22 protein-coding genes and 2 tRNA genes are annotated in these 23,768 nt (G+C 65.5%); 8 read left to right on the forward strand and 16 right to left on the reverse strand.

The annotated features are described in order from the left end of the window. Positions 1-39 precede the first annotated feature (39 nt). The 5 genes from IPU70_RS13600 to IPU70_RS13620 form a co-directional block, all read right to left on the reverse strand. Positions 40-807 carry a hypothetical protein gene (locus tag IPU70_RS13600; RefSeq protein WP_207467959.1) on the reverse strand — a complete coding sequence of 256 codons (768 nt, stop codon included), beginning with the start codon at positions 805-807 and terminating at the stop codon, positions 40-42. Between the two features lie 39 nt (positions 808-846). Beyond that, positions 847-2,586 (reverse strand): ABC transporter ATP-binding protein, encoded by a 1,740-nt coding sequence (locus tag IPU70_RS13605; protein ID WP_242702488.1) that lies wholly within the window; start codon positions 2,584-2,586, stop codon positions 847-849. A 112-nt stretch (positions 2,587-2,698) separates the two neighbouring features. After that, positions 2,699-2,774: transfer RNA gene (locus tag IPU70_RS13610), tRNA-Phe, on the reverse strand. A gap of 35 nt (positions 2,775-2,809) precedes the next feature. Continuing rightward, a complete protein-coding gene (locus tag IPU70_RS13615) occupies positions 2,810-5,305 on the reverse strand; it encodes a mechanosensitive ion channel family protein (protein WP_207467960.1) in 2,496 nt (831 codons plus the stop codon). Between the two features lie 46 nt (positions 5,306-5,351). Continuing rightward, complete coding sequence (locus tag IPU70_RS13620; RefSeq protein ID WP_207467962.1) at positions 5,352-6,290, reverse strand: LysR substrate-binding domain-containing protein; 939 nt, start codon at positions 6,288-6,290, stop codon at positions 5,352-5,354. A gap of 127 nt (positions 6,291-6,417) precedes the next feature. Between IPU70_RS13620 and IPU70_RS13625 the strand changes: the two genes are divergently transcribed. Together IPU70_RS13625 and IPU70_RS13630 are read left to right on the forward strand one after the other, a co-directional pair. Next, positions 6,418-7,479, forward strand: a complete 1,062-nt coding sequence (locus IPU70_RS13625; protein ID WP_242702489.1) for a tripartite tricarboxylate transporter substrate binding protein — start codon at positions 6,418-6,420, stop codon at positions 7,477-7,479. 33 nt (positions 7,480-7,512) lie between these two features. Beyond that, entirely contained in the window at positions 7,513-8,145 is a 633-nt protein-coding gene (locus IPU70_RS13630; protein WP_207467963.1) for an isochorismatase family protein, read from the forward strand. Between the two features lie 108 nt (positions 8,146-8,253). Here the strand turns inward: IPU70_RS13630 and IPU70_RS13635 are convergent. Beyond that, positions 8,254-8,329: transfer RNA gene (locus IPU70_RS13635), tRNA-Phe, on the reverse strand. Between the two features lie 303 nt (positions 8,330-8,632). Here IPU70_RS13635 and hemA point away from each other — a divergent pair. The 5 genes from hemA to IPU70_RS13660 all read left to right on the forward strand — a co-directional run bounded on the left by hemA (position 8,633) and on the right by IPU70_RS13660 (position 12,905). After that, on the forward strand, positions 8,633-9,907 hold the full coding sequence (gene hemA / locus IPU70_RS13640) for a glutamyl-tRNA reductase (RefSeq protein WP_013396554.1): 1,275 nt from the start codon (positions 8,633-8,635) through the stop codon (positions 9,905-9,907). Between the two features lie 90 nt (positions 9,908-9,997). Beyond that, entirely contained in the window at positions 9,998-11,080 is a 1,083-nt protein-coding gene (gene prfA, locus IPU70_RS13645) for a peptide chain release factor 1 (RefSeq protein ID WP_013396553.1), read from the forward strand. Between the two features lie 8 nt (positions 11,081-11,088). Continuing rightward, positions 11,089-11,913, forward strand: a complete 825-nt coding sequence (prmC, locus tag IPU70_RS13650) for a peptide chain release factor N(5)-glutamine methyltransferase (protein WP_207467964.1) — start codon at positions 11,089-11,091, stop codon at positions 11,911-11,913. 94 nt (positions 11,914-12,007) lie between these two features. Further along, a complete protein-coding gene (gene grxD / locus IPU70_RS13655; protein WP_041654416.1) occupies positions 12,008-12,334 on the forward strand; it encodes a Grx4 family monothiol glutaredoxin in 327 nt (108 codons plus the stop codon). A 7-nt stretch (positions 12,335-12,341) separates the two neighbouring features. Continuing rightward, entirely contained in the window at positions 12,342-12,905 is a 564-nt protein-coding gene (locus tag IPU70_RS13660) for a UbiX family flavin prenyltransferase (RefSeq protein ID WP_207467965.1), read from the forward strand. A gap of 65 nt (positions 12,906-12,970) precedes the next feature. On the opposite strand, the gene IPU70_RS13665 is transcribed toward IPU70_RS13660, so the two are convergent. Genes IPU70_RS13665 through IPU70_RS13690 form a run of 6 tightly spaced genes read right to left on the reverse strand, consistent with a single transcriptional unit; the run spans position 12,971 to position 16,783 of the window. Next, complete coding sequence (locus tag IPU70_RS13665; protein WP_207467966.1) at positions 12,971-14,011, reverse strand: cyclase family protein; 1,041 nt, start codon at positions 14,009-14,011, stop codon at positions 12,971-12,973. Between the two features lie 5 nt (positions 14,012-14,016). Continuing rightward, entirely contained in the window at positions 14,017-14,796 is a 780-nt protein-coding gene (gene pcaD / locus IPU70_RS13670) for a 3-oxoadipate enol-lactonase (protein ID WP_207467967.1), read from the reverse strand. A 19-nt stretch (positions 14,797-14,815) separates the two neighbouring features. Further along, on the reverse strand, positions 14,816-15,112 hold the full coding sequence (locus IPU70_RS13675) for a YciI family protein (RefSeq protein WP_207467968.1): 297 nt from the start codon (positions 15,110-15,112) through the stop codon (positions 14,816-14,818). Positions 15,113-15,124: 12 nt separating this feature from the next. Continuing rightward, positions 15,125-15,400 carry a muconolactone Delta-isomerase gene (gene catC / locus IPU70_RS13680; RefSeq protein WP_043546701.1) on the reverse strand — a complete coding sequence of 92 codons (276 nt, stop codon included), beginning with the start codon at positions 15,398-15,400 and terminating at the stop codon, positions 15,125-15,127. A 52-nt stretch (positions 15,401-15,452) separates the two neighbouring features. Further along, a complete protein-coding gene (locus IPU70_RS13685) occupies positions 15,453-16,097 on the reverse strand; it encodes a 3-oxoacid CoA-transferase subunit B (protein WP_207467969.1) in 645 nt (214 codons plus the stop codon). Next, entirely contained in the window at positions 16,094-16,783 is a 690-nt protein-coding gene (locus IPU70_RS13690) for a 3-oxoacid CoA-transferase subunit A (RefSeq protein ID WP_013396544.1), read from the reverse strand. The genes IPU70_RS13685 and IPU70_RS13690 overlap by 4 nt, the downstream gene beginning before the upstream one ends. A 145-nt stretch (positions 16,784-16,928) precedes the next feature. Between IPU70_RS13690 and IPU70_RS13695 the strand changes: the two genes are divergently transcribed. Continuing rightward, positions 16,929-17,711 (forward strand): IclR family transcriptional regulator, encoded by a 783-nt coding sequence (locus IPU70_RS13695; protein ID WP_207467970.1) that lies wholly within the window; start codon positions 16,929-16,931, stop codon positions 17,709-17,711. 47 nt (positions 17,712-17,758) lie between these two features. On the opposite strand, the gene IPU70_RS13700 is transcribed toward IPU70_RS13695, so the two are convergent. From IPU70_RS13700 to IPU70_RS13715, 4 genes are all read right to left on the reverse strand, one after another. Continuing rightward, entirely contained in the window at positions 17,759-18,487 is a 729-nt protein-coding gene (locus IPU70_RS13700; RefSeq protein WP_207467972.1) for an SDR family NAD(P)-dependent oxidoreductase, read from the reverse strand. Positions 18,488-18,524: 37 nt separating this feature from the next. Then, on the reverse strand, positions 18,525-19,865 hold the full coding sequence (locus IPU70_RS13705) for a short-chain fatty acid transporter (protein WP_013396541.1): 1,341 nt from the start codon (positions 19,863-19,865) through the stop codon (positions 18,525-18,527). A 177-nt stretch (positions 19,866-20,042) separates the two neighbouring features. After that, positions 20,043-20,978, reverse strand: a complete 936-nt coding sequence (locus IPU70_RS13710; RefSeq protein ID WP_207467974.1) for a 3-hydroxyacyl-CoA dehydrogenase family protein — start codon at positions 20,976-20,978, stop codon at positions 20,043-20,045. Positions 20,979-21,258: 280 nt separating this feature from the next. Beyond that, a complete protein-coding gene (locus tag IPU70_RS13715) occupies positions 21,259-23,640 on the reverse strand; it encodes a TonB-dependent siderophore receptor (RefSeq protein ID WP_242702490.1) in 2,382 nt (793 codons plus the stop codon). Positions 23,641-23,768: the final 128 nt, after the last annotated feature.

Genomic DNA, 23,768 nt, shown 5'->3' on the forward strand with positions numbered 1-23,768 from the left:
AGTACATCCATTTCGGACTGCTCTGCTGAAGAACAGCTGTCATCCGTTCTCAGGCCATCGCGTAAAGATCGCATCCTGATCCAAGGCCCGCTTACGCCACTCATTGAGCAGTTCGGCGAGGGCCTCATGGGTCAGTCCATACGTCTCACCCAGGCTGGAATTGCGCCCCACGATATGTCTGTTGAGGCCCGCAGTGCCGCTGCGTTCTACCGCGGCATCGTCGAAGACAATGAGCTTGGGCACCGCGCGGCTGACGCTGACCACGGTGAATTCGCTGGTGTCTTGCCAGCGTATGGTTCTGCCGTTCCACACCTGCCGGGTTTCGAAGCCGTCGCGGATCAGGCGCAAGGCGGTATCGTTTTTCGCGGCGCGCACCAGCAACATGGCCGCGCCGAGCAGAAAGAACAAGGCTCCCGGCCATAGGATCAACTGCTTCAGCGGCGGCAGCGTTTCGTGCAGCAGCATCCACAGGATCACGCCGCCGAAGGCCGCCGACAGGACCGAGAACACCAGCAGCTTGCCCTTCGCGGCCTTGAGCACCAAGGGACCTGGATAGCGTGCCAGCAGCATCGCGGCCGAGCGCGAGTCGCGCTGGAGCAGCTGCGGCCATAGTTGCAGGACGCCGGTTGCGGCGCAGATGCCGAAGAACAGCGTGACGGGGATGCCTGCGTCGGCGCCGTCCCGGATCATTTCCGTACCCAGGTAGACGAACACCAGGCTGATCGCCAGGCAGGCATAGGTGATCAGGCTCGCGCGCCTGCGACCGGACGGGCGCTGCGCTGCTTCGGAGGCGGGTGGCTGTGTCATGGTATCGAGTGTAGACGGGCGGTCGGCAGGCGCTGCTCATCAAGGCTGATGCCGGGCCAGCACCTCGTCGCGCGGCCCCGCATCCACCACGCGCCCGGCTTCCATCACCACGATAGTGTCGAAGCGGTTGAGCAGGCTGGGGCGGTGCACCGAGGCCACGATGCAAGCCGTCGGGAAGGCGGCGTACATGCGGTCGAACACCCGACCCTCCGCTTGCGGGTCAAGCGCGCTGGTGGGTTCGTCCAGCAGCAGCAAGGAACTGCCTTGCGCGGCCAGCGCGCCGCGCGACAGGGCCAGGCGTTGGCGTTGCCCGCCGGACAGATTGCTGCCGCGTTCATTCATCGGGCTGGCCAGGCCGTCGGGCATGCGTTGCAGCACTTCGTCGAACACGCCGGTATGCACAGCGGCTTGCAGCGCCTGCGCATCGGCAGGTTCGCCGAAAGTGAGGTTCTCCTGCACGCTGGCTTCGAAGACTTCGGCCTCCTGCGGAATCAGCGTGGCCAGCGCGCGCAGTTCGGTCCAGTCCACGGGCTTGCCGTCGCGCAGCAGATCGCCCTGCTGCGGCGGATAGAGTCCGGCAAGGGTGCGCAGCAACGTGCTCTTGCCGCCGCCGCTGGCGCCGATCAACGCGACGCGCGAACCGCGGCGCAGCACCAGGTCCACGCCGTGCAGGCCGCCGCGCCCTTCGTCCGAGTAACGCCAGGTGGCGCCGCGCAACTCCAGGGTCTGCCACGGCGCGTCGGGCTGGACGGCTGGGACGGCGGCTTCGGGATTGCCAGGGGCCTGCCAGATGGGTTCTGCGCTGCTGTAGTCGGTGTGCATGCGCGCGAAGCTCTGGAAGTTGGAGGCGATGGCGCTGACCACGGACGCGGCCTGCTGAGCATACTGATAGATCATGAAGATGGTGCCCAGCAAGAGCGCCTGCCCGGGCTCGCGGTGCCGCAGCACATACTCCACCACGAGGATCCAGGTAAGGCACATGCCGGCCAGGTCGACCACGCACCACTTCACTTCGTTGATCCACAGGGCGCGGCGCAAGGGCTGCATGACCGCCTCCAGGCGGCGGCCCAGGATCTTGCGCGAGGCGGCTTGCAGCCGCAGGCCGATCACGGTGCCGGCATTGCTGACGAAGTCGAGCAGCGCGGCGACGTAGCGGCGTTCCTGGTCGTTTTCGGAACGGGCCAGCCGCATCAGCGCAAGGTCGAAGCGCAACGTGACGAGGGCAATTATCAGGTAACCGCTCACGGCGATGAGGCCGCTGACAGGCGACAGCAGGGTCAGCGCGACCAGTGGGCCGATGAAGTTCAAGGCGCTGTGCAGGTAGCCGTACATGCTGCGGGCGAAAGCCGACAGCGCGCGGCTGGATTGCAATACCCGATGCTGCAGGTCGCCGGAATGCCTGCCGTCGCGCCAGGTCAGCGGGGCGGCCGCGATGCGGGCATAGAGATCGTCGGCCTGCCGTTGGCGGACATGCACGCCTACGTTGCCTTCCAGGACGCGTCCCGGGCCGTGGAACACCCAGGACATCATGTAGCTGCCGACCAGGAACAGGATCCAGAGGCCGGCGGTGGACATGTCGTTCTGCTGCAAGGCATTGATGGCGTGGGAGGCCAGCCAGGGCAGGGTCAGCTTGACCAACTGCGCGCCCGATAGCAGCGCGATGGCGCCCATCAGCTGCCGCCGCGCGCCGTCGGCATAGTGCCAGAGCGCGCGACACAGCACGAGCGCCGCGCGGCCCATGCCGATGGAGGAGGACGGGGAAGAGGAATCAGGCGTCATCGCGTGGAGGGGAAGTCAGGGGTGGCACGGCGTGACTATGCTATCCGACAAACGCCGCCGCGCACCAAAGCAAAAGGCCCCGCCAAAGGCGGGGCCAGCTGCTTGAATTCATTGGTGGCCTGGGGCGGAATCGAACCACCGACACAAGGATTTTCAATCCTCTGCTCTACCGACTGAGCTACCAGGCCAACGCGAAAGTCCGCCACTATACACAATATCCGCGTCATGTGGGAGGCGGCCCGCCATCCGGCGCGGCGCGGCGGGCTTGCGCGAGGACGGCGCCGGCTTCCGGAGAGATGCTGCGCAGGTGCAGGTCGGTCTGCGGATAGGGTATCCCGATGCCGGCCTGCGTCAGCGCCTCGTACATCCGCGACAACATGTCGCTGCGGATGGACATCCACTGGTCGAAGTCCGGCGTCCAGGCGCGGATGCTGAAATCCAGGGTGCTGGCGCCGAAGCCCATGAAGAGTGCGATGGGCGCCGGCTGGGTGGAGACGCCCAGGGTGCCGCGCGCCACCGAGCCCAGCAGTTCGATGGCCTGCGCGGGGTCCGTGCCGTAGGCCAGACCGATGCTGATTTCGATACGGCGGTTGCGGTCCAGCATGGTCCAGTTGGTCAGTTTTTCCGAAAGCAAGGTGCCGTTCGGGACCACCACGTCGGCCCCTTCAAAGGTTCTGATGCGGGTTGCGCGCATGCCGATCTCGCGCACCTGTCCGGAGGTCTCGCCGATTTCCACCACGTCGCCCGGCTGGATGGGACGTTCGAACATCAGGATCAGCCCTGACACGAAGTTGTTGACCACGTTCTGCAGGCCGAAGCCTATGCCCACGCCCAGTGCGCCCAGCACCAGGGCCAATTGGCTGGTCCTGACGCCGGCGGCCGACAGCGCCACCGCCAGGCCCAGCAGCAGCACGGAGTAGTAGGTCAGCGAGGCGATGCTGTTGCCGACGCCGCGCGGCAGCGGCATGCGGGCCAGCACTTCGTCGTGCAGCACCAGGCGGATCGCCCGCGCAGCCCAGAACGCGATCACTACGGAGATCGCGAACACCAGGATGTTACCCAGGCTGATGGTGATGTCCCCGAGCGCCAGCGTGTATGACAGTACTTTCGTCGTGACGGCATAGGTGCCGCGCAGAATGCGGAAGCGGTCCATCGTGTAGAGGGTCCAGCCCACGACGGCGCTGGCCATCACCAGGCGGATTAGCAGTTGCACCAGGGGCGGGGCGTGCTCGCGCGCGATGCGGAAGCGCGACACGCCGGGCCGGGCCAGCAGCAGCTGCAGCAGGGTGACGATGATGGTGACCCCGGCGTACAGCATCAGGCCGAAGTAGCCGCTGCTGATGACGGCGCTGGTCAGCATCTCAGCCATCGACAGGTTGCCGATCAGGTTGGAGACGCCGGCAATGGCCAGCAACGCCACGGCGACCCAGGCGCCGGCACGCACGGCCTTGTGCAGCCGGCTGGGCGCCTGGGCGTTGCCGCGGCGCTGGGCGCGGGTATGCAGCCAAAGCGCCGTTGCCAGGGCCAGCAGGGTGATGGCGAGGTTGTGCAGCCGGTACAGCGTTTCGCTGGCCAGGAAGAATATGCCCAGCCGCTCCGCCAGATACAGGCCGGTGATGGCGTAGGGCCACAGATCCAGCTGCTCGCGCGCGGTCGGCGGCAGCAGGCGCAGGACCGGCACTACCGCCAGCAGCAGCGCGATCTGCAGCACGATCAGCGGTGCATCCGACTCCAGCAGCTGCACCCCCATCATGGCCAGCAGCAGCCAGGCGGACAGCGGGCGTCCCAGCACCCTTGCGGCGGTCTGGCTCATTTCGCCGGCCCGGATCGCGTGGCGGCTGTGCCAGGCCAGCCAGAGCAGCAGCGGCAGCAGGACGACTTGCAGCACATGCAGGGCAAGCTGGTTGCCGGTGTCGGCCGCGGCGTACTGGCGGGCGAAGCGCAATTCCATGTCCAGGCCGGAGCGTAGATAGGCCATCGCATCGCTGCGTGCGGTGGGCGTGAAGGTAGCCGCCCATAGCGGGGGCGCGTCCAGTTCGAGCAGGCGGGCGTCGATGTAGTTGATGGCCTCGGCCACCGCCCGCTGTCCGGACTGGATGCGCTCTTCGACGGCGTTGGCGCGCTGGCCCAGTGCGATCTGGCGGCCCAGCGGCACGGAAAGCGCTTGTTCAGCCCGGACCAGTTGGGCAATGACGGAGTCGATCCGGCCGGTCAGGGCCGGCGGCAGGTCGGCGGCGCCGGGCGCGCTCTTGAGGGCCTGCCAGGCATCCCGGCGACGCGCCAGTTCGGCGGCGTCGCTGGCATAGGCCGCGGTCGCCTGGCGCATGTCCTCTTGCCAGGCCGCGAAACGGCGCGCGTCGAACATCCAGTGCCGCTCCAGGCTTTCCAGCCGCATGATGGGCAGGCTGCGCAATTGGGCCGGCTGGAATTGCTGGAGCTTTTCGTCGACGGACCGGGAAATCGATTCCAGGCGCGGCGCCAGCAAGTCAGTGGGGTCGGCGCCGGTGACGCGTTCCATGACGCTTTCGGCGTAGCGGTGATCGGTGTCCGCCCGCAGCGGGATTTCCGCCACCAGGATGGCCTGGACCTGCGTGGAAGCCGGGACTGGGCGGGCTGGCGTCGTAGCGCCGCTCTGTGCGTGCGCGGGACCCAGCAGGCAGGCCAGCAGTGCAATCAGACCGAAAAGCGCTTTTGCTCTTGCTGTTGCTTGGGCGCGCATGTCGCGGCTCCGGTGGATGGATGCGGCGGGCTACGGAGAGGGCGTCTTACGATATCGCGGAAGGGCGGGCCAGGGAAAGGGGCGCGGGCATCGATTGCCTGGCCCATTGATTGAGCGCGGCGGCAAATCCCAGCACGACCTGGCGGTCTTCGTCGGATCGGCGCATCAGATAGACGCTGGAGGAAATCTGCGGCATGTCTTTTTCATGTGCGAGTTCGCAGATCGCGACGGCGTCGGCGCGCAGGCGTGCAATCGATTCCGGGACGATGGAGATCCCGAGTCCGGCGGCCACCAGATTGACCACGGCGGGCACTTCCACGACCTGTTGGACGATCTTCGGCTTGAAGCGGGAAAACAGGCAGGCTTGGTACACCGAGTCGGCAAAGATGGACGACCCCAGGCGGAAGAATACGAAATCCTCGTCTTTCAATTCCTGCAGGCGCAGCCGCTTGCGGCGCGACAGCGGATGGCCCGGTGGCAGCACGACCACCGACGAGTCGTGCCACAGCAGTTCGGCGGCGAATGTCGGGTCGTCAGGAATGCCGCGCGAGAGGCACAGATCCAGGCGCCTGTCCTGCAGCCCTGTCAGTTGATCGGACGGGGGCATTTCCTTCAAGGCCACGTCCACCTGCGGCCGCTCCTGCCGGAACTCGCGGATGAACTGGGGCAAGGTGCCGAGGAAGTGCGAGCCGGTCAAGCCCAGCGTCACGCACCCTTCCAGGCCCTGCGCCACGCGCTGTACCTGCAGCCTGGCCTCGTCCAGGCGATCCAGCACGGCGCGGACGTGGGGCAACAGCACGCTGCCCGCTTCACTGAGCTGGACGCTTCTGCTGGTGCGTATGAAAAGACGGACGCCGAGGTCGGCCTCCAGATTGCTCAGTTGCTGGCTGAGCGGAGGTTGCGAAATGTGCAGCTTCCGGGCCGCTTTCGTAAAGCTCTGTTCTTCCGCAATCGCCGCGAAGTACCGAAGCTGCCGCAAGTCCATGGCTGGGCATTCCGTCCAATTTATCTGGAAACACTATAGATGATTCCTTAATTCGTATTGGACGATATCGATCCCGGTGCCGAGAATTGCCCTCAAATGATTCGCGCCGGGCGGCCGGACGCGGACGATGAACCTGGAAAATGGGGAGCAGGCAATGAACCTGGGTGTTTCAGTCGCGGCATGGAAGTTCCACTTCAACCCGAACAAACTGGTCAAGATGAAAAAAACACTGAGTTTTTTTGCGCTGATGTTTGCCCTGGGTCTTGCCCATCCTGGCGCCGTCCGGGCGCAGGGTTATCCGTCGAAGGCCGTCACGGTCATCGTGCCGCACGGACCGGGAGGGGCCAACGATGCGGTCGCCCGGCCTTTTGCCCAAAAAATCGGCGAGCGTCTGCATCAGACCTTCGTGGTGGAGAACCGGTCGGGCGCGGGCGGCAATATCGGTATCGGCGTGTCGGCGCGCGGCAGCCAGGACGGCTACAACCTGCTGCTGACCGTGGGCAGCAGCTATACCATCAGCCCATTCGTATACAAGTCCGTGCCATTCGATCCCAAGAAGGATTTTGAACCCATCGGTCTGGTCGCGACTGCGCCTTATGTCTTGATCGTCAATCCGGATCTGCCGGTAAAGACGGTGCAGGACCTCGTCTCGTTGGCCAAAAGCAAACCTGGTCAACTGCACATGGCGTCCGCGGGCAATGGCACGCTCGATCATCTGCTGGGCGAAATGTTCAAGCGGGCCGCCGGCGTCGACATGATGCACATTCCCTACAAGGGCGCCTCCGCCGCCAATACGGACATGGTGTCTGGCCGGGTGTCGGTGACTTTCACCAGCTGGCCCAGCGTCATGTCTTTCGTCCATGCCGGCAAGCTGCGCCTGATCGCGGTTGCGTCGTCCGAGCGTTCATCGTTGCTGCCGGACGTGCCGACCATCGCCGAAACGGTGCCCGGTGTCGCGGCCATGTCGTGGTATGGCCTGTTTGCTCCGGCCGGCACCCCGGCGGACGTGGTCGCCACGCTGCGCCGGGAAACCTCGAGCGTGCTTGCCGACAAGACGTTTCAAGCCAACTTGAAGGCCCAGGGCGCGGAAGCGGCGAATACCACGCCTGCTCAGTTCTCCAAGCTGATCGACACCGACCTGAAGATGTGGTCCGGAATCATCGAGCAGACCGGCGCCCGGATCGAATGACGGCCGCCAAATCCTTTTGTCTTGGAGTCTTGCATGAGCAGCGCAGCGGAAAACTATAAGGGCGTATGGGGGCATCGAGTCGGGTTTGGCGATAAGGCGGCGCTGCTACTCATCGACTTCGTGCAAGCCTATACGCTCGAAGAATCGCCGATGTTTGGCGCCGGCGTCGTGGCCGCGGTGGCGCACAGCGCGGAGATCCTGCGCGCGGCGCGGGATGCTGGAATGATGGTCATCCACACCACGATCACGCACCAGTCCGACACGCTGGCCGACGCCGGCGCCTGGTATCGCAAGTCGCCTATCCTCGAACTGTTCAAACGCGCGCCCTACAACGCGTTTTGTGAAGGCTTGGAACCCGTGCCCGGCGAGATCGTCCTGCACAAGCAGTACGCCAGCAGTTTTTTCGGCACCAGCCTTGCCAGTACGCTGACGGCTTCCAGGGTCGACACCCTGATCGTGCTGGGCTGCTCCACCAGCGGCTGCGTGCGCGCGACGGCGGTGGATGGCGTGCAGCATGGCCTGAACGTGATCGTGGTGCGGGAGGGGGTGGGGGATCGCCATCCGGATCCGCATGAAGCCAATCTCTTCGATATCGACAGCAAGTACGGGGATGTGGTGTCCAAGCGGGCCGCACTCGAATTCATCCGCGCGCATCGGGCGACGTAGGGAGTTCCGACTGCCGCCAGAATGTCGGGCGACGGACCGATATCGGCGACAAAAACAAAAAGCCCCGCCGTAGTGGATACGGGGCGGGGCTCGTTGCTTGAATCTTTTTGGTGGCCTGGGGCGGAATCGAACCACCGACACAAGGATTTTCAATCCTCTGCTCTACCGACTGAGCTACCAGGCCAACGAAGTCCGCAACTATACACAATTTTTGAGGCTTGCGCCAGTCGGGGGGAGAATATCTTGGATATCGCCTTGCCCTGCCGGATCGCCGCATGAATCCTGGGCCAAATTGTTGGGCGGATGGCACGAAAGGTGCGACCCAGGGTCGCGGCCCTGGGGTGAAATGGCCTGGGGATAACCCGCGGGGGTATAATGATTAGCGGTCTGACGCTGCTCCCAGGTTGAATTTCCTCTGTTTGCAGCGCCTCGTTCTTGGTGGCAGTACTTAACGCTCACGCGCGGATGGCCCGGCCATCCTTCCCACATGTCGGTAGCTGTCCTTGCCTTCGGTCTGAATCACACGTCCGCGCCGGTTTCGGTCCGCGAGCGGGTGTCCATGCCCGTCGATCTGGTGAAGCCTGCAATCGAGGGCCTGCGCTCGGCGTTCGGCGGCTCGGTACGCGAAGCCGCCATCCTGTCCACCTGTAACCGCACCGAAATCTATTGCGCGGCCGACGGCCATGTGGCCGACCAACTGCCCGCCTGGCTGGCTGATTACAACCGCCTGGACGCCGGCACGCTGCGCCCGCATCTCTACCGCCACCATCAGGACGACGCCGTGCGCCACGCCTTCCGCGTGGCCAGCGGCCTGGATTCCATGGTGCTGGGCGAAACCCAGATCGTGGGCCAGATGAAGGACGCCGTGCGCGCCGCCGGCGAAGCCGGCTCGCTGGGCACCTTGCTGCACCAGATGTTCCAGCGCACCTTCTCGGTGGCCAAGGAAGTGCGGTCGCAGACCGCCATCGGCGCGCAGTCGGTGTCCATGGCCGCCGCCGCGGTGCGCCTGGCCGAGCGCGTGTTCGGCAATCTGGACCAGGCCCGCACGCTGTTCATCGGCGCGGGCGAAATGATCGAACTGTGCGCCACGCACTTCGCCGCGCAGCGTCCGCGCAGCATGGTCGTGGCCAACCGTACGGCCGAACGCGCCGAAGTCCTGGCCAACCGGTTCGCGGCCAGCACCATGAAGCTGTCTGACCTGACGGACCGCCTGTCCGAGTTCGACGTCATCGTGTCCTGTACGGCAAGCTCCCTGCCCATCCTCGGTTTGGGGATGGTGGAACGGGCCACGCGCCTGCGCCGGCATCGCCCCATGGTCATGATCGACCTGGCCGTGCCGCGCGACATCGAACCCGAAGTCGGCCGCCTGGACGACGTCTACCTGTATTCGGTGGACGACCTGGGCCGCCTGGTGCAGACCGGCACGGACGCGCGCCGCGCGGCCGTGGTGCAGGCCGAAGCCATCATCGAAACCCGCGTCCAGGGCTTCATGCACTGGATGCAGTCCCGCGAAGTGGTGCCCGTCATCCGCGACCTGCACCAGGCCGCCGAAGACGTCCGCAGCGCCGAGCTGGAACGCGCCCGCCGCCTGCTGGCGCGGGGCGAATCGCCGGAAGCCGTGCTCGAGCAGTTGGCCCACGGCCTGACGCAGAAGTACCTGCACGGCCCGCTGGCGGCGCTGAACCGCAGCGAAGGCGACGACCGCAAGCAGCTGCTTGCCTGGATGCCGCGCCTGTTCCCCGGCCGCGACTCCCGCCGTTAGCGATTCTGCCCCACGTCCCGCCTCCTGGCGGGCGTTCGTCTTTTGGGCGCCCGCTATCCGCTTTCCCGCATTTCTTTTTGGTCATTCCCCATGAAATCTTCCATGCGCAGCCGGCTGGAGCACCTGTGTCACCGCCTTATCGAGGTCGATGCCCTGCTCGCCGAACCGGAAACCGCGTCCGACATGGACCGTTTCCGCAAGCTCTCGCGCGAACGCGCCGAACTGGAGCCGGTGGTCGAGGCCTTCACCGCTTTCGCCCGCACCGAGGATGATCTGGCCGCGGCCCAGGAAATGCTGTCCGACCCGGATCTGAAGTCCATGGCCGAGGACGAGATCAAGTCCGGCCGCGCCAAGCTCGAAGAACTGGAAGCCGCGCTGCAATTGTTGCTGCTGCCGCGCGACCCCAACGACGGGCGCAGCCTGTTCCTGGAAATCCGCGCGGGCACGGGCGGCGACGAAAGCGCGCTGTTCTCGGGCGACCTGCTGCGCATGTACACGCGCTACGCCGAACAGCGCGGCTGGCGCGTGGAGCTGATGTCCGAGAGCGCTTCCGAGCTGGGCGGCTACAAGGAAGTGATCGCGCGCATCGACGGCGACGGCGCCTATGGCCGTCTGAAGTTCGAGTCCGGCGCGCACCGCGTGCAGCGCGTGCCCGCCACCGAGGCGCAGGGCCGCATCCACACCTCCGCGTGCACGGTGGCCATCATGGCCGAAGCGGACGAGATGTCGGAAATCGTCATCAACCCCAATGATCTGCGCATCGACACCTTCCGCGCCAGCGGCGCGGGCGGCCAGCACATCAACAAGACCGATTCGGCGGTGCGCATCACCCACTTGCCGACCGGCCTGGTGGTGGAATGCCAGGACGACCGCTCCCAGCACCGCAACAAGGACAAGGCCATGCAGGTGCTGGCCGCGCGCCTGAAAGACAAGGAAACCCGCGAAAGGCAGAGCAAGGAAGCCGCCGAACGCAAAAGCCTGATCGGCTCGGGCGACCGCTCCGAGCGCATCCGCACCTACAACTTCCCGCAGGGCCGCGTGACCGACCACCGCATCAACCTGACGCTGTACAAACTGCAGCAGATCATGGAAGGCGATCTGGAAGAGTTGACCGGCGCGCTCATCGCCGAACACCAGGCCGAGCAGCTGGCGGCCCTGGGCGACGACATCTGAGCCCGGCCATGACGCCGCCCCAGCTGAAAAGCCTGCTGCTCGACACGCGCCTGCCCCGCCTGGAGGTGCGCATGCTGCTGGAGCACGTGCTGGCCAAGCCGCGCGCCTGGCTGCTGGCGCATGATACGGACTCCTTGCTGCCTGAAACGGCCACGGCCTACGAGGCCCTGGCCCAGCGGCGCCTGGCCGGGGAGCCCATGGCCTACCTGCTGGGCCACCGCGAATTCATGGGTCACCGTTTCCGCGTGACCCCGGACGTGCTGATTCCACGCCCGGATACCGAGGTGCTGGTGGAAACCGCGCTGGAATGCCTGGCCGGCCAGGCTGCGCCCGCGGTGCTGGACCTGGGCACCGGCAGCGGCGCCATCGCCATTTCCATAGCACTGGCGCGCCGCGACGCGCGGGTGATGGCGTCCGACGTGAGCGCGGCCGCGCTGGCGGTCGCCGCCGCCAACGCCTGGGACCTGGCCGCGTCCGTGCGCCTGGTCGAAGGCAGCTGGTATGACGCCGTGCCTGCAGGCGAGGGTTTCGACCTGATCGTGTCCAATCCGCCCTACGTGGCCTGCGACGACCCGCACCTGGACCAGGGCGACGTGCGTTTCGAGCCGCGGGGGGCGCTGACCGACGGCGCGGGCGGGCTGGAAGACCTGGCCCGCATCGTCCAGGGTGCCGGCCGCCACCTGAAAAGGGGCGGCGCCCTGTGGCTGGAGCACGGCTGGGACCAGGCGCAAGCCGTGCGCGACCTGCTGGCCGCGGCCGGATTCCAGGACGTGCACAGCCGCAAGGACCTGGCCGGCATCGAGCGCATTTCCGGCGGCCGGCTGCCCGCCTGACCGCATTCCCGGTGGGGCGCCCGGGGTATCCGGGCGGATTTCCCCGCTGTACCTATAATTGGCGTATTCCGTTATGCCTGTCCAAGAGACCACCATGAGCGACGTTCAAGAATTCATCCGCGAAACCGTGACCCAGCACCCCGTCGTGCTGTTCATGAAGGGCACCGCCCAATTCCCGCAATGCGGCTTTTCCGGCAAGGCCATTCAGATCCTGAAGGGCTGTGGCGTGAAGAAGCTGGTTACCGTCAATGTGCTGGAGGACGACGAAGTCCGCCAGGGCATCAAGGAATTCTCCAGCTGGCCCACGATTCCGCAGCTGTACGTGGCTGGCGAATTCATCGGCGGCTCGGACATCATGAACGAGATGAACGAATCCGGTGAACTGAAGACGCTGCTGGATCAATCCGGCGCAACGGCCTGATCAGCCCATGCGGCGACTGGTCATCGGCATCACGGGCGCCACGGGCGCCCTTTACGCGGTGCGCATGCTGCAGGCATTGCGCGGCGTGGACGATGTCGAAACGCATCTGGTGGTGTCGGCGTCCGGCGTGCTGAACATCAAGCACGAACTGGACGTCGGCCGCCATGATGTCTATGCCCTGGCGGACCACGTGCACAGCGTGCGCGACGTGGGCGCCACCCTGGCCAGCGGCGCGTTCCAGACCGCGGGCATGGTGATCGTGCCATGCTCCATGCGCACGCTGGCAGCAGTGGCCCATGGTCTGTCGGATAACCTCATCACCCGCGCCGCCGACGTCACCCTCAAGGAACGCCGGCGTCTGGTGCTGATGGTGCGCGAGACGCCGTTCAACCTGGCGCATCTGCGCAACATGACGGCCGTGACCGAAATGGGCGGCATCGTGTTTCCGCCGCTGCCCGCGTTCTACCACCGGCCCGCTTCCATCGAAGAGATGGTGGACCATACCGTGGCGCGCGTGCTGGAGATGTTCGATATCGTGGTGCCTGGCCCGCATTGGGAAGGCATGAAGTAGTGATCGTCGCGCAAAAGAAAGAGCTCCAAGTCTGGAGCTCTTTTCATTTGCGCGGTGTGCAGAAATCACACCGTCGCGATCGGCGTGACCGGCGACCCGATCGCGTGCGGCAAGCGCAGGGGCGGGGCGGTCAGCATGAAGTGATGCCGGCCGTTGGCGTGCAGCCAGTCCGCCAGGTCCTTCAGATACCAGAGTTCCGCCAGCGGCAGTCCCAGCTTGAACAGGCAATGGTGGTGCAGCGGCAGCATGGCGCGCGGGCCGGTCTTCTCGCGCGCGGGGTAGGCTTCCACGGCGTAGTTGTCGGCACAGATGGCGGCGATGCCGCTGTCGGTGATCCATTGCAGCAGCGCCTGGTCGGTACCGTCCAGCGCGGCGCCGTAGGTGTGCAGCGTTGCGGCGTCGGGCGTGCCGTTCATGGCGACGACCGCTTCGGCGTAGCCGGTGCGCAGCACCAGCATGTCGCCGGGTTCGACGCTGATGCCGTCGGCATTCAGCACATGCATCAGCTCCGCGTGGCCGATCAGCGTGCGGCCGGGGCCGTAGTGACGGAACAGGTCCACCAGCACGCCGCGGCCCTGCATGCCTTTCTGTGCCAGGTTTTCCACCCCCAGCTTCAACGCGGCGGACGGGCCGCCGCTGTTGCAGCCGCAGCCCGTATGGTCGCCGTCGGCCGGGCCGATGACGTCCACGCCGGCCTGGTAGCCGTTGTAGTAGCGCAGTTCGGGCTTGCCGTCGCCGTCGGCGTCGAACAAGGCGCCCACGTGGGCCAGCGCGTCCCATTGCGTCGAATACTGCATCGACAGCAGCACCTGGTCATCGCTCAGCACGTCGACCGCGTCCGGGTTGACGTTGCGCAGCGGGAAGTTCAGGTACGGCGTGTCCGCGAGGCGCGTGGGGCTCAGCTGCGGCGGATGGCGACGCGGGTTGAGCACGTTGCCGCCGGGCAGGTCCAGCGGCAGCGACAGGCAGAAGGTCTTGCCGGCGCGGATTTCGCGCGCGCCTTTCAGGACCTGTTCTTCGGTGATGAGGTTCAGGCGGCCGAGTTGGTCGTCGGGTCCGAAGTCGCCCCAGTTGGAGCCTTCGGGCCGGTTTTTCCAGCGCTGCATGCCGTTTACCCCTTCAGGAAGTCGACGACCGTGCGGGTGAAGACTTCCGGTTGCTCCCAGTTCGAGATGTGGGAGGTGTTCATTTCAAAGTAGCGCGCGCCAGGTATGGCTGCGGCCAGCTCTTGGCCTTGGGCCGGCGTGGCGGCCAGATCGTGCGTGCTGCTGATGACCAGCGTGGGCGCCTTGACGGAAGTCACCTGTTCGCGGAAGTCGGCGTCGCGCAGCGCGGCGCAGTTGCCCGAATAGCCGGCGTCCGGCGTGCGGCGCAGCATGTCGACCAGCACCTGGGTCAGTCCGGGCTCGGCGGCGCGGTAGCTGTCGGTGAGCCAGCGCTCGACCAGCGTGGGCGCCATCTTTTCCAGGGTCTGTTCGGCGACCGCGGCGATGCGGGCGCTCCAGCCTTCGGCCGAGCCGATGCGCGCGGCGGTGTTGCACAGGATCAGCTTGTCCAGCAGCTCGGGACGCGCCAGTGCCAGCCACAGGCCGGTGGGGCCGCCCATCGACAGGCCGCAGAAGTGCGCGCGCTTGATGTTCAGGTGCGCCAGCAGTTCGGCGACGTCGTTGCCCAGCTGCTCGAAGCTGTATTCGCCTTCGGGGATGGACGATTTGCCGTGGCCGCGGGTGTCGTAGCGCAGCACGCGGAAGTGCTTGCTCAGTTCGGGAATCTGGCGGGCCCACATGTCGGAGCAGGTGCCCAGCGAGTTGGAGAGCACCAGCACCGGCGCGTCCGCGGGGCCATCGATGACGTAGTACAGCCGTGCCTGGCTGAGATCGGCGTAAGACATGTGGGTTTATTCCTTGCGATTACAGATGGCAGACGCCGTCGAGGTAGGCCTTGCGCCAGCGCGTGATGGTCACGCGCTCGAACAGGCCGGCCTGGGAGAACGGATCGGCATCGATGAACTGCTGCGCGGCGTCGCGCGTTTCCAGCGCCACGATGTACAGGCCGCCGCCGGCGTCCTTGCCGTCGTCCTGCAGTTTGGCGCCGCAGGCCAGCAGCAGCTGCTTGTTCGCGTCCAGGTATTCCAGGTGTGCGGCGCGATGCTGCTGGCGCACTTCCTGGTGGTCGGGCTTGTCGAAGGTTTCGATGATGTAGGGCATGGACTGCTCCTGTCAGATCGCCGAGGGGTGGCGCGCCAGCGCCGTGACGTTGATATCCATGTAAGGGAACAGCGGCAGCGACGACAGCAGCGTGTGCAGTTCATCGTTGCTTTCGACGTCGAAGATGCTGACGTTGGCGTAGCGGCCGGCCACGCGCCACAGGTTCTTCCACTTGCCGTCGCGCTGCAGCTGCTGCGCCAGGGCCTTTTCGTCGGCCTTCAGCTTGTCGGCGCGGTCGGCGGGCATGTCGACGGGAAGATTGACCTGCATTTGAACCATGAACAACATGATGACTCTCTCCTGTAAAGCCGCTCCGGCCCTGCCGGAGCGCGCACAAAACTCAGCGGGAAAACTTCAGCGGCAGGCCCGTCAGGCGCAGCAGCTCGTCGGCGGTGGTGTCGCCGAACATGTCGGTGACGGTCACGCCGTCAGCGCGGATGTCGAACACCGCCACGTCGGTGTAGACGCGCGACACGCAACGCACGCCGGTCAGCGGATAGGTGCAGGCTTCGACCAGTTTGCTCTGGCCTTCGCGGGTCTGCAGTTCCATCATCACGAAGACGTCCTTGGCGCCAATGGCCAGGTCCATCGCGCCGCCCACGGCGGGAATCGCGTCGGGCGCGCCGGTGTGCCAGTTGGCCAGGTCGCCGTGTTGCGACACCTGGAAGGCGCCCAGCACGCAGATGTCCAGGTGGCCGCCGCGCATCATCGCGAACGAGTCGGCGTGATGGAAGAACGAGCAGCCGGGCAGCTCGGTCACGGGCTGCTTGCCGGCGTTGATCAGGTCGTAGTCTTCTTCGCCCTTGGCGGGGGCGGGACCCATGCCCAGCATGCCGTTTTCGGTATGCAGGATGACTTCGCGGTCGGCCGGCAGATGGTTGGCGACGAGCGTGGGCAGGCCGATGCCCAGGTTCACGTAGGCGCCTTCGGGAATGTCCTGCGCCACGCGGGCGGCGATCTGGTCGCGGGTCAGTTTGGTGCTCATTGCTGCTCCTTGGCGGCCGGGGTGGCTGCGATCTGCACGACGCGTTTCACGAAGATGCCGGGGGTCACGACGGTTTCGGGGTCCAGCTCGCCCAGTTCGACCACTTCGCGCACTTGCGCCACGGCTACGCGCGCGGCGCTGGCCATGATGGGGCCGAAGTTGCGGGCGGTCTTGCGGTAGACCAGATTGCCCCAGCGGTCGCCGCGCTCGGCCTTGATGAGCGCATAGTCGGCGTGCAGCGGATATTCCAGCACGTACTGGCGGCCGTTGATCTCGCGGATTTCCTTGCCGTCGGCCAGCGGCGTGCCGTAGCCGGTGGGAGTGAAGAACGCGCCGATGCCGGCGCCGGCGGCGCGGATGCGTTCGGCCAGATTGCCCTGGGGCACGAGTTCCAGTTCGATCTTGCCGCTGCGGTACAGGCCGTCGAAGATCTGCGAGTCCACCTGGCGCGGGAATGAGCAGATGATCTTGCGCACGCGGTTGGCGCCCAGCAGGGCGGCCAGGCCGGTGGTGCCGTTGCCGGCGTTGTTGTTGATGATGACCAGGTCCTTGGCGCCCTGCTCGAGCAGGGCGTCGATCAGTTCCATGGGCTGGCCGGCAGTGCCGAAGCCGCCGATCATGACGGTGGCGCCGTCGGGTACGTCCGCCAGGGCGGCCGCCGCGCTTGCAACAAGCTTAGAAATCATGATGTTTGCTCATAGGTGGCGTGTCATAATTTGTTCTTAATTAGAACTTTCGTTCTTCTGAAGAACATCGTTTCATGGGGATGAACCGGGCGTCAAGGCGAGCCGGCGCGGCGTCATCTCCATTTACTCTTTTTGCGGTAGACGGATGGCCGAGCAAGATACCCAGCAACCCAGCGACAGCTACGTGCAGTCCTTCGCGCGCGGCTTGTCCGTGATCCGGGCCTTCGGCCCCGACCGTTCGCAGATGACCTTGTCCGAGGTCGCCGCGGTGACAGGGCTGACCCGCGCCGGCGCGCGCCGCATCCTGCTGACGCTGGAGCACCTGGGCTACGTCACCGTCGACGACCGCAAGTTCTCGCTGACGCCGCGCATCCTGGAACTCGGCTACGCCTATCTGTCCGGCACGCCGCTGTGGAACCTGGCGCTGCCGTACATGGAAGAAGTGGCCGAGCAGACGCGGGAGTCGTGTTCCGTGTCGGTTCTGGAGGGCGCGGACATCGTCTACATCCTGCGCCTGTCCACGCATAAGGTCATGACCATCAACCTGGCCGTGGGCAGCCGCCTGCCGGCCTGGGTGACGTCGATGGGCCGCGTGCTGCTGGCGGGGCTGACGGAGCCGGAGCTGGACCGGGCGTTGGCGTTGAGCCAGATCCAGTCCTACACGCCGCACACCATCACGGATATCGTCGAACTCAAGCGCGTGCTGGCCGGGGTGCGCGCCGACGGCTACGCTTGCGTCGCGCAGGAACTGGAGCCGGGGCTGCAGTCGGTGGCCGTGCCCATCATGGACCGCAGCGGCCGCGTGATCGCCGCGATGAATGTCAGCGGCCATGCCAATCGCTTCACGCGCGAGGAAATGCTGGCGGCGTTCCTGCCGCCGCTGCGCCGCGCGGCCGACCAGATCAACCACGCCCTGCTGCGCCGTTAGGCGCGGCAGGGGGGCGAAAAGGGCGGCAGGCGTGCGCATGGCTGGCCTCAGATCGGCGCGACGCCCAACGTCGTGCCGCCGCAGACATACAGCATCTGTCCGGTGACGAAGCCGTTGTCCGGAGACAGGAAGAACATCGCGGCGCGCGCCACGTCCTCGGGCGTGCCCAGGCGCTTGACCACGATGCTGTTGATGATGCGTTCAGTCTGCGGCGCGCCAGCAGGATTGCTCTTGGTGAACAGATCAGTGGCGATGGGGCCGGGACCGATGGCGTTGACGGTGATGCCGTCGCCGCCCAGCTCCATGGCCAGCGTGCGGGTCAGGCCCACCAGGCCGGCCTTGGTGGCCGAATAGACCACGCGGTCCGGCTTGCCCAGCGCGGCGCGCGACGACATGTTCACGATGCGGCCGAAGCCGGCCTCGCGCATGGCGGGCAGCGCGGCCTGCACCAGGATCAACGCGGTGCGCAGATGCAGGTTCACCACATAGTCCAGGTCCGCCAGCGTGGCCGTGTCGGCCGTGCCGGGGCGGGTGGCGCCGGCGTTGTTGACCAGGCCCACGATGCTGTAGGCCTCGGTCACTTCGCGGGCGACTTCCTTGGTGCGCGCTTCGTCGGTCAGGTCGGCCTGATATGACACCAGCCCCGCAGGCGGATTTTCGGGCAGCTTGTAGTCGATGTTGACGACCTTATGGCCCGCATCCAGCAGCATGCGGATGATCGCCGCTCCGATCCCGGCGCTGCCGCCGGTCACGAGATACGCAGTAGGTTTGCTCATATCAGTTCCCTTTTTCCAAAGTCAGCGCGTACGGGGCTCAATGCGTCAAGTAGCCCCACAGCAGCACGGCGGTGATGTGGATCACGCCGACCCACAGCATCATGATGACGGTATAGCCCATCACGTCGCGCAGCTTGAGCTTGGACAGCGCCAGCGCCGGCAGGATCCAGAAAGGCTGCACCAGGTCGTTCCAGGCGTTGCCCAGCATCACGGCCATGGTGGTCTGGTTCAGCGCGCTGCCGATTTCCTTGGCGGCGTCGATCATGAACGGACCCTGGATGACCCAGTGGCCGCCGGCGGACGGCGCGAAGAAGTTGATGACGAACGAACTGATCAGGCCCCAGAACGGCAGCGATTCGGGCGTGGCCACGTCGACGAACACTTGCGAGATCGTGGTGACCAGGCCGGAGGCGGCCATGATGGCCATGATGCCGGCGTAGAAGGGGTATTGCAGGATGATGCCGGAGATCGTCTTGATGCCTTCGGTCAGCTTGGCCACGTAGGCCGCCGGCGTGCCCAGCAGGATGATGCCCAGGAACAGGATGATGAAGTTGATCAGGTTCAGGTCCAGCGAGCCGCCGTCCATGAAGTGGAAGGTGACGTAGGCGATGCCCAGCGCGCCGATCAGCAGGCTCAGGATGCGGCTGTTGTTCAGCTTGGAGGCGATGGTGCCCTTTTCCAGCATGTCTTCGGCGGCGTTGGACGTGTTGGCGTCGCGGTCGATGGCCGGGTCCACTTCAACGATCTTCTCGCCCTTCTTCGGGTGCAGCCAGGCGTTGAGCAGCGGCAGCGTCACGATGATGACCAGGCTGGTGATCAGCATGGGCACCGAGAAAATGGTTTCCGACAGCGGGATGGTGCCCATCTGCTTGGCGGTGGGGTGGTTGGGCGTCGCCACCAGCACGGGGATGCTGGCCGACAGGCCCAGGCCGTACATGGTGAAGCCGCTGTAAGCGGCAGCGATGATCAGCGGGTAGTGCACGCCCTTGACCTTGAGCGCCAGCTTCTTGGCGACAATGCCACCGATGACCAGGCCGAAGCCCCAGTTCAGGTAGCTGCCGATGCCGCCGACCAGCGTCGCCACGATGATGGCGGTATGCGGCTTGTGCACGTGGCTGACGATGCGGTTGAGCAGGCGGTCGGTGAGCGGCGCGGTGGCCAGCACATAGCCCATTGCCAGGATCACGGCCATCTGGGTCGTGAAGGCCAAGAGGCTCCAGAAGCCGTTGCCCCAGGCGCGGGTGATGTCGCCGATGCCCTTGCCTTCGACGCCCATGGCCAGCAGCACGGTGAGCAGGGTCAGCGCGATCGCGAAGACGAAGGGATCGGGCAGATACTTGCGCATCAGCTCGGTAAAGAATGAAGCCAGTTTATTCATGATGCTTCCTACAAACTCCGGTCAGGCTGTTTTTTCGCGTCTTGCGCCGCCCGGCGCCGGGTATCGGCGGGGGCGGGTGGGACGATTGCTTTCTTTGTGTGGTTGGGCTTGTGGCCCGTTGGCGCTGGTGGCGGGAAGCCCCGCGCCTTATGTAGTGAATGCTTGCGTGCGGAACCGTCAGGAGCCGCCGGCCTTGCCGTTGAGCCACGCGGCCAGTTCGCCCAGCGCGGCGCTTTTTTCGCGCAGCACGCGTTCGCGGCGCTCGGGGCTCCAGGTGTAGAAACCCTGGCCGCTCTTGGCGCCGATCTGGCCGCTTTCGACCTTGCTCTTCAGGAGTTCGGAGGGTTCCGTGCGGTTTTCCAGGTCTTTGTAGAGATAGCTGGCGATCGCGTAGTGCACGTCGATGCCGTTCATGTCGCGCTGTTCCAGCGGACCCGACAAGGCCAGGCGGATGCCCAGGCTCCACTTGACCACTTCGTCGATGTCTTCCGCGCTGGCCACGCCTTTCTCCAACAGCGAGATGGCCTCGCGGGCCAGGGCGTGCTGAATGCGGTTGGCGATGAAGCCGGGGATGTCCTGGCGCACCAGCACCGGGCGCTTGCCGGCATAACGCAACGTGGCCATGACCCGGGCGACGGTGTCTTCAGAAGTGCCGTCGTTGCGCACGACTTCCACCAGCGGAATCACGTCCGCAGGCGTGAAGAAATGGGTGCCCACGAAGCGGTCGCGGCGCACCACCGCGCTGGCGATGGCGTTGATGGACAGGCCGGAGGTGTTGGTGGCGAAGAGGGTGTGCGCCGGACACAGGGAATCCAGCTTGGCGAAGATGCCGCGCTTGAGCTCCAGGTTTTCCGGCACGGCTTCGATGACCAGATCGCTGTTGCAGGCCGCTTCCAGTCCGGGCGCGACTTGTATGCGCTGCATCGCTTCCTGGACCTGGCCAGGGGCGTAGACGTTCAACTGGCGGTCTATCGTCTGCAGTGCGCGCTCCAGCGCGCCTTCCATAGGGTCGATCAGGACGACATTCAATCCCTTCGAGGCGAACAGCGCGGCGATGCCGCTGCCCATGGCGCCTGCGCCGACGATGGCGAGATTTTTGAGGGGAGTATCCATGAGGGTTCGCTCGGTGCTGACTGACACGCCGGGCTTGCGGGCGGCACGTGCGGAACCAGGATGCTTTCTGTCTCTTCCGGAGTGCCTTCCTGTGCGCCTGGCCAGAAAAATCGTTTTGTTCTACATGCGAACATTTGTGCGTATATAGAATTTCTGAAAGAGATAGTACTAAAAGTCGCGGGGGGCGGACAAATGGGGGATTTTGGGTGTCCGGCTGGTGGACGGAGAGGTGGCAGGGGCGCCGGCCCGTGCTCTGGTGCGAGCGGGGGCCGGCCGGGCTTTACCAGCGGTAGGTGGCGGTGCCTATCACTCGGCGGGGTTCGCCGTAGAAGCAGCCGTAGGTGCAACTGCCAATATAGGTCTTGTCGGTCAGGTTGGACGCGTTCAGGGCGAACTTCCACGGGCCCGTCGCGTAGCTGATCATGGCGTCGAACAGCGTGAAGGACGGCACCTCCACTGGCATGCCGTGTGCCATGCCGCGCGTGCTGCCTACATAGCGTATCCCTGCGCCGATTCTCAGGCCCGGCAGGCCGAAGTCGCCGAAGCCGTAGTCGCCCCATAGCGAGAACTGGTTGTAGGGGACCGAGTTCAGGCGCTTGCCTTCCTCGTCGGGCTGCAAGGGGCTGGCTTTGAGCGTGCGCGCGTCGGTATAGGCGTAGGCCGCGATCAGGTTGGCATTGCGGCCGATGCGGGTGCGCGCTTCCAGTTCCAGGCCGCGGGTTCGCGCCTCGCCGGCCTGTATCTGGTAGGACGTGTTCAGGGGATCGGTCGTGGTCATGTTCTTGCGGGTCAGTTGGTAGACCGCTGCCGAGAGCATGGTGTCCGAGCCCGCGGGCTGGTAGCGCAGGCCGGCTTCGTATTGCTGGCCGGTGGTGGGCTGGAAGCGGCTGCCCTGGCGGTCCTGGCCGTTGGTCGGCTCGAACGACTCGCTGTAGCTCAGGAACGGCGCCAGCCCGTTGTCGGCCAGGTAGACCAGGCCGGCGCGGCCGGTGAAGGCCTTGCTTTTTTCGCCGTCCGCAATTTTTTCGTCGGTGAAGAAGTTGCGCTCGTCGACCGTGACCCAATCCTGGCGCCCGCCCAGCAGGACCACCCATTTGTCGGCGATCTTGATCTGGTCCTGAACGTAGATGCCCAGGCGCTTCATGTCGGTGATGGAGGAAGATCCGGGGAAGGGCGCGGCGGGGCCCAATGGCGCGCCGTAGCCGGGATCGTAGAGGTCGATATTGTTGTTGCTGCGGATGTAGCGTTCGGTTTCGTGCTTGGGCAGCGAGTAATCGATGCCCGCCAGCAAGGTGTGGCGCACCATGCCGCTGCCCACTTCGTATTGCAAGGACGTATCGGAGATCAGCGCGGAGGAACGGTCCCAGCGCGGCATTGCCCCTCGGTCGGCGGTCCGGCGCTGGTCGGGCGCGAGTTGCCAGATGTCGGTGGAGTGATAGGTGCTGTCCGCATGGAAGTAGCGCGCGCTGTTGCGCAGTTTCAGCTGGCTGTTGAAGGCATGTTCGAACAGATAGCCGATCGAATAGCGCTCCATGTTGAATTTATCGAAGCCAGGCTCACCGGTAAAGCGGTTGCGGGGGATCTTGCCGTTGACGTTGGGGAGCACCGTGCCCTGCGCCGGCAGGCCATAGACGTAGACGGTATGGTCCTTCTGGTACTCCGCAAGCAATGTCAGCGAGGTGGCGGCGCTGGGCTGCCAGGTGATTGCAGGCGCGATATAGGTCCTGTCGTCGGGCACGTGGTCAATGAACGTATCGCTGTCGCGCAGCAGGGCGGTCAGGCGGTATGACCATTTGCCTTCCTCGTCCAGCGCCCCGCCGAAGTCGCCGGATATCTGCTTGCGGCTGTAGTTGCCCGCTTCCACGTTCAGTTCGCGCAGCGGCTCGATGGTGGGGCGCTTGCTTACCGTATTGATGATGCCGCCTGGCGATGCCGAACCGTAAAGGACGGACGATGCGCCCTTGAGGAACTCGATGCGCTCCAGCCCGTACACCTCTTGCCGTCCGTTGTAGATGTTCACGGTGTACAGCATGCCGTCGCGATAGTAGTTGCCCAGATTGCTGCGGAAGCCTCGCAGGAACAGGCTGTCGGATGTGCGGTCCATGCCTTCGGCGCGGCTGACGCCCGCCACGTAGCCCAGCGCATCCTGAATGCTCTGCGACTTCAGGGTGTCGATTTCTTCCGCGCCCACGACCGAGATGGATTGCGGCGTTTCGATGACGGGCGTGTCGGTACGGGTGCCGGCCGTGCTGAGCCGGGCTGCGTAGCCATGCAGCGGGCCGGTGGCGGTTTCCGCGGCCTGCGCGGTGACGGTCACCGCGTCGAGCGTAGTGGCGTCCTGGTGCGACACTGGCGCGGGGCGCAAGGTGTAGCTGCCGTTGCTTTCCCTCAGGGCCTGCAGGCCCTGGCCGCGCAACAGTTCGGCGTAGCCTTCGCGCACCGAATAGCTGCCGGACAGGCCGTTGCTGTGCTTGCCATGCAGCAAGGTGGCGTCCATGCTCAGCTCGACGCCGGCTGCACTGGCATAGGCATTGAGCACCTGGCTCAGCGGGCCGCCGGGAATGTCGTAGCTGCGCCTGGCCTCGGCGCTCTGAGCCTGCGCGGTGGCGGGGGCGGCCGGGATGAAGCAGAGCGCTGCGCTGAACGACAGCGCCAGACGCATCAGACGGAGAGTTGCGGGGCGCGGCGTTGGCACTATTGACGCGTAGGCACGCGACGTGGAATGAGGATGACTGGACATGAGGCGATGCCTTGCGGTTCGTGCTGGAGAAGTAGGGGGTTCACCCTGTA

It is taken from the genome of Achromobacter sp. SD115 (assembly GCF_017355315.1).
GTDB lineage: Bacteria > Pseudomonadota > Gammaproteobacteria > Burkholderiales > Burkholderiaceae_B > Achromobacter > Achromobacter xylosoxidans_B.

Coding starts and splice junctions, on each gene's coding strand:
- IPU70_RS13600 (WP_207467959.1), bottom strand. CDS start 807: ATGACACAGCCACCCGCCTCCGAAGCAGCGCAGCGCCCGTCCGGTCGC.
- IPU70_RS13605 (WP_242702488.1), bottom strand. CDS start 2,586: ATGACGCCTGATTCCTCTTCCCCGTCCTCCTCCATCGGCATGGGCCGC.
- IPU70_RS13615 (WP_207467960.1), bottom strand. CDS start 5,305: ATGCGCGCCCAAGCAACAGCAAGAGCAAAAGCGCTTTTCGGTCTGATT.
- IPU70_RS13620 (WP_207467962.1), bottom strand. CDS start 6,290: ATGGACTTGCGGCAGCTTCGGTACTTCGCGGCGATTGCGGAAGAACAG.
- IPU70_RS13625 (WP_242702489.1), top strand. CDS start 6,418: ATGAACCTGGAAAATGGGGAGCAGGCAATGAACCTGGGTGTTTCAGTC.
- IPU70_RS13630 (WP_207467963.1), top strand. CDS start 7,513: ATGAGCAGCGCAGCGGAAAACTATAAGGGCGTATGGGGGCATCGAGTC.
- hemA (WP_013396554.1), top strand. CDS start 8,633: ATGTCGGTAGCTGTCCTTGCCTTCGGTCTGAATCACACGTCCGCGCCG.
- prfA (WP_013396553.1), top strand. CDS start 9,998: ATGAAATCTTCCATGCGCAGCCGGCTGGAGCACCTGTGTCACCGCCTT.
- prmC (WP_207467964.1), top strand. CDS start 11,089: ATGACGCCGCCCCAGCTGAAAAGCCTGCTGCTCGACACGCGCCTGCCC.
- grxD (WP_041654416.1), top strand. CDS start 12,008: ATGAGCGACGTTCAAGAATTCATCCGCGAAACCGTGACCCAGCACCCC.
- IPU70_RS13660 (WP_207467965.1), top strand. CDS start 12,342: ATGCGGCGACTGGTCATCGGCATCACGGGCGCCACGGGCGCCCTTTAC.
- IPU70_RS13665 (WP_207467966.1), bottom strand. CDS start 14,011: ATGCAGCGCTGGAAAAACCGGCCCGAAGGCTCCAACTGGGGCGACTTC.
- pcaD (WP_207467967.1), bottom strand. CDS start 14,796: ATGTCTTACGCCGATCTCAGCCAGGCACGGCTGTACTACGTCATCGAT.
- IPU70_RS13675 (WP_207467968.1), bottom strand. CDS start 15,112: ATGCCCTACATCATCGAAACCTTCGACAAGCCCGACCACCAGGAAGTG.
- catC (WP_043546701.1), bottom strand. CDS start 15,400: ATGTTGTTCATGGTTCAAATGCAGGTCAATCTTCCCGTCGACATGCCC.
- IPU70_RS13685 (WP_207467969.1), bottom strand. CDS start 16,097: ATGAGCACCAAACTGACCCGCGACCAGATCGCCGCCCGCGTGGCGCAG.
- IPU70_RS13690 (WP_013396544.1), bottom strand. CDS start 16,783: ATGATTTCTAAGCTTGTTGCAAGCGCGGCGGCCGCCCTGGCGGACGTA.
- IPU70_RS13695 (WP_207467970.1), top strand. CDS start 16,929: ATGGCCGAGCAAGATACCCAGCAACCCAGCGACAGCTACGTGCAGTCC.
- IPU70_RS13700 (WP_207467972.1), bottom strand. CDS start 18,487: ATGAGCAAACCTACTGCGTATCTCGTGACCGGCGGCAGCGCCGGGATC.
- IPU70_RS13705 (WP_013396541.1), bottom strand. CDS start 19,865: ATGAATAAACTGGCTTCATTCTTTACCGAGCTGATGCGCAAGTATCTG.
- IPU70_RS13710 (WP_207467974.1), bottom strand. CDS start 20,978: ATGGATACTCCCCTCAAAAATCTCGCCATCGTCGGCGCAGGCGCCATG.
- IPU70_RS13715 (WP_242702490.1), bottom strand. CDS start 23,640: ATGCGTCTGGCGCTGTCGTTCAGCGCAGCGCTCTGCTTCATCCCGGCC.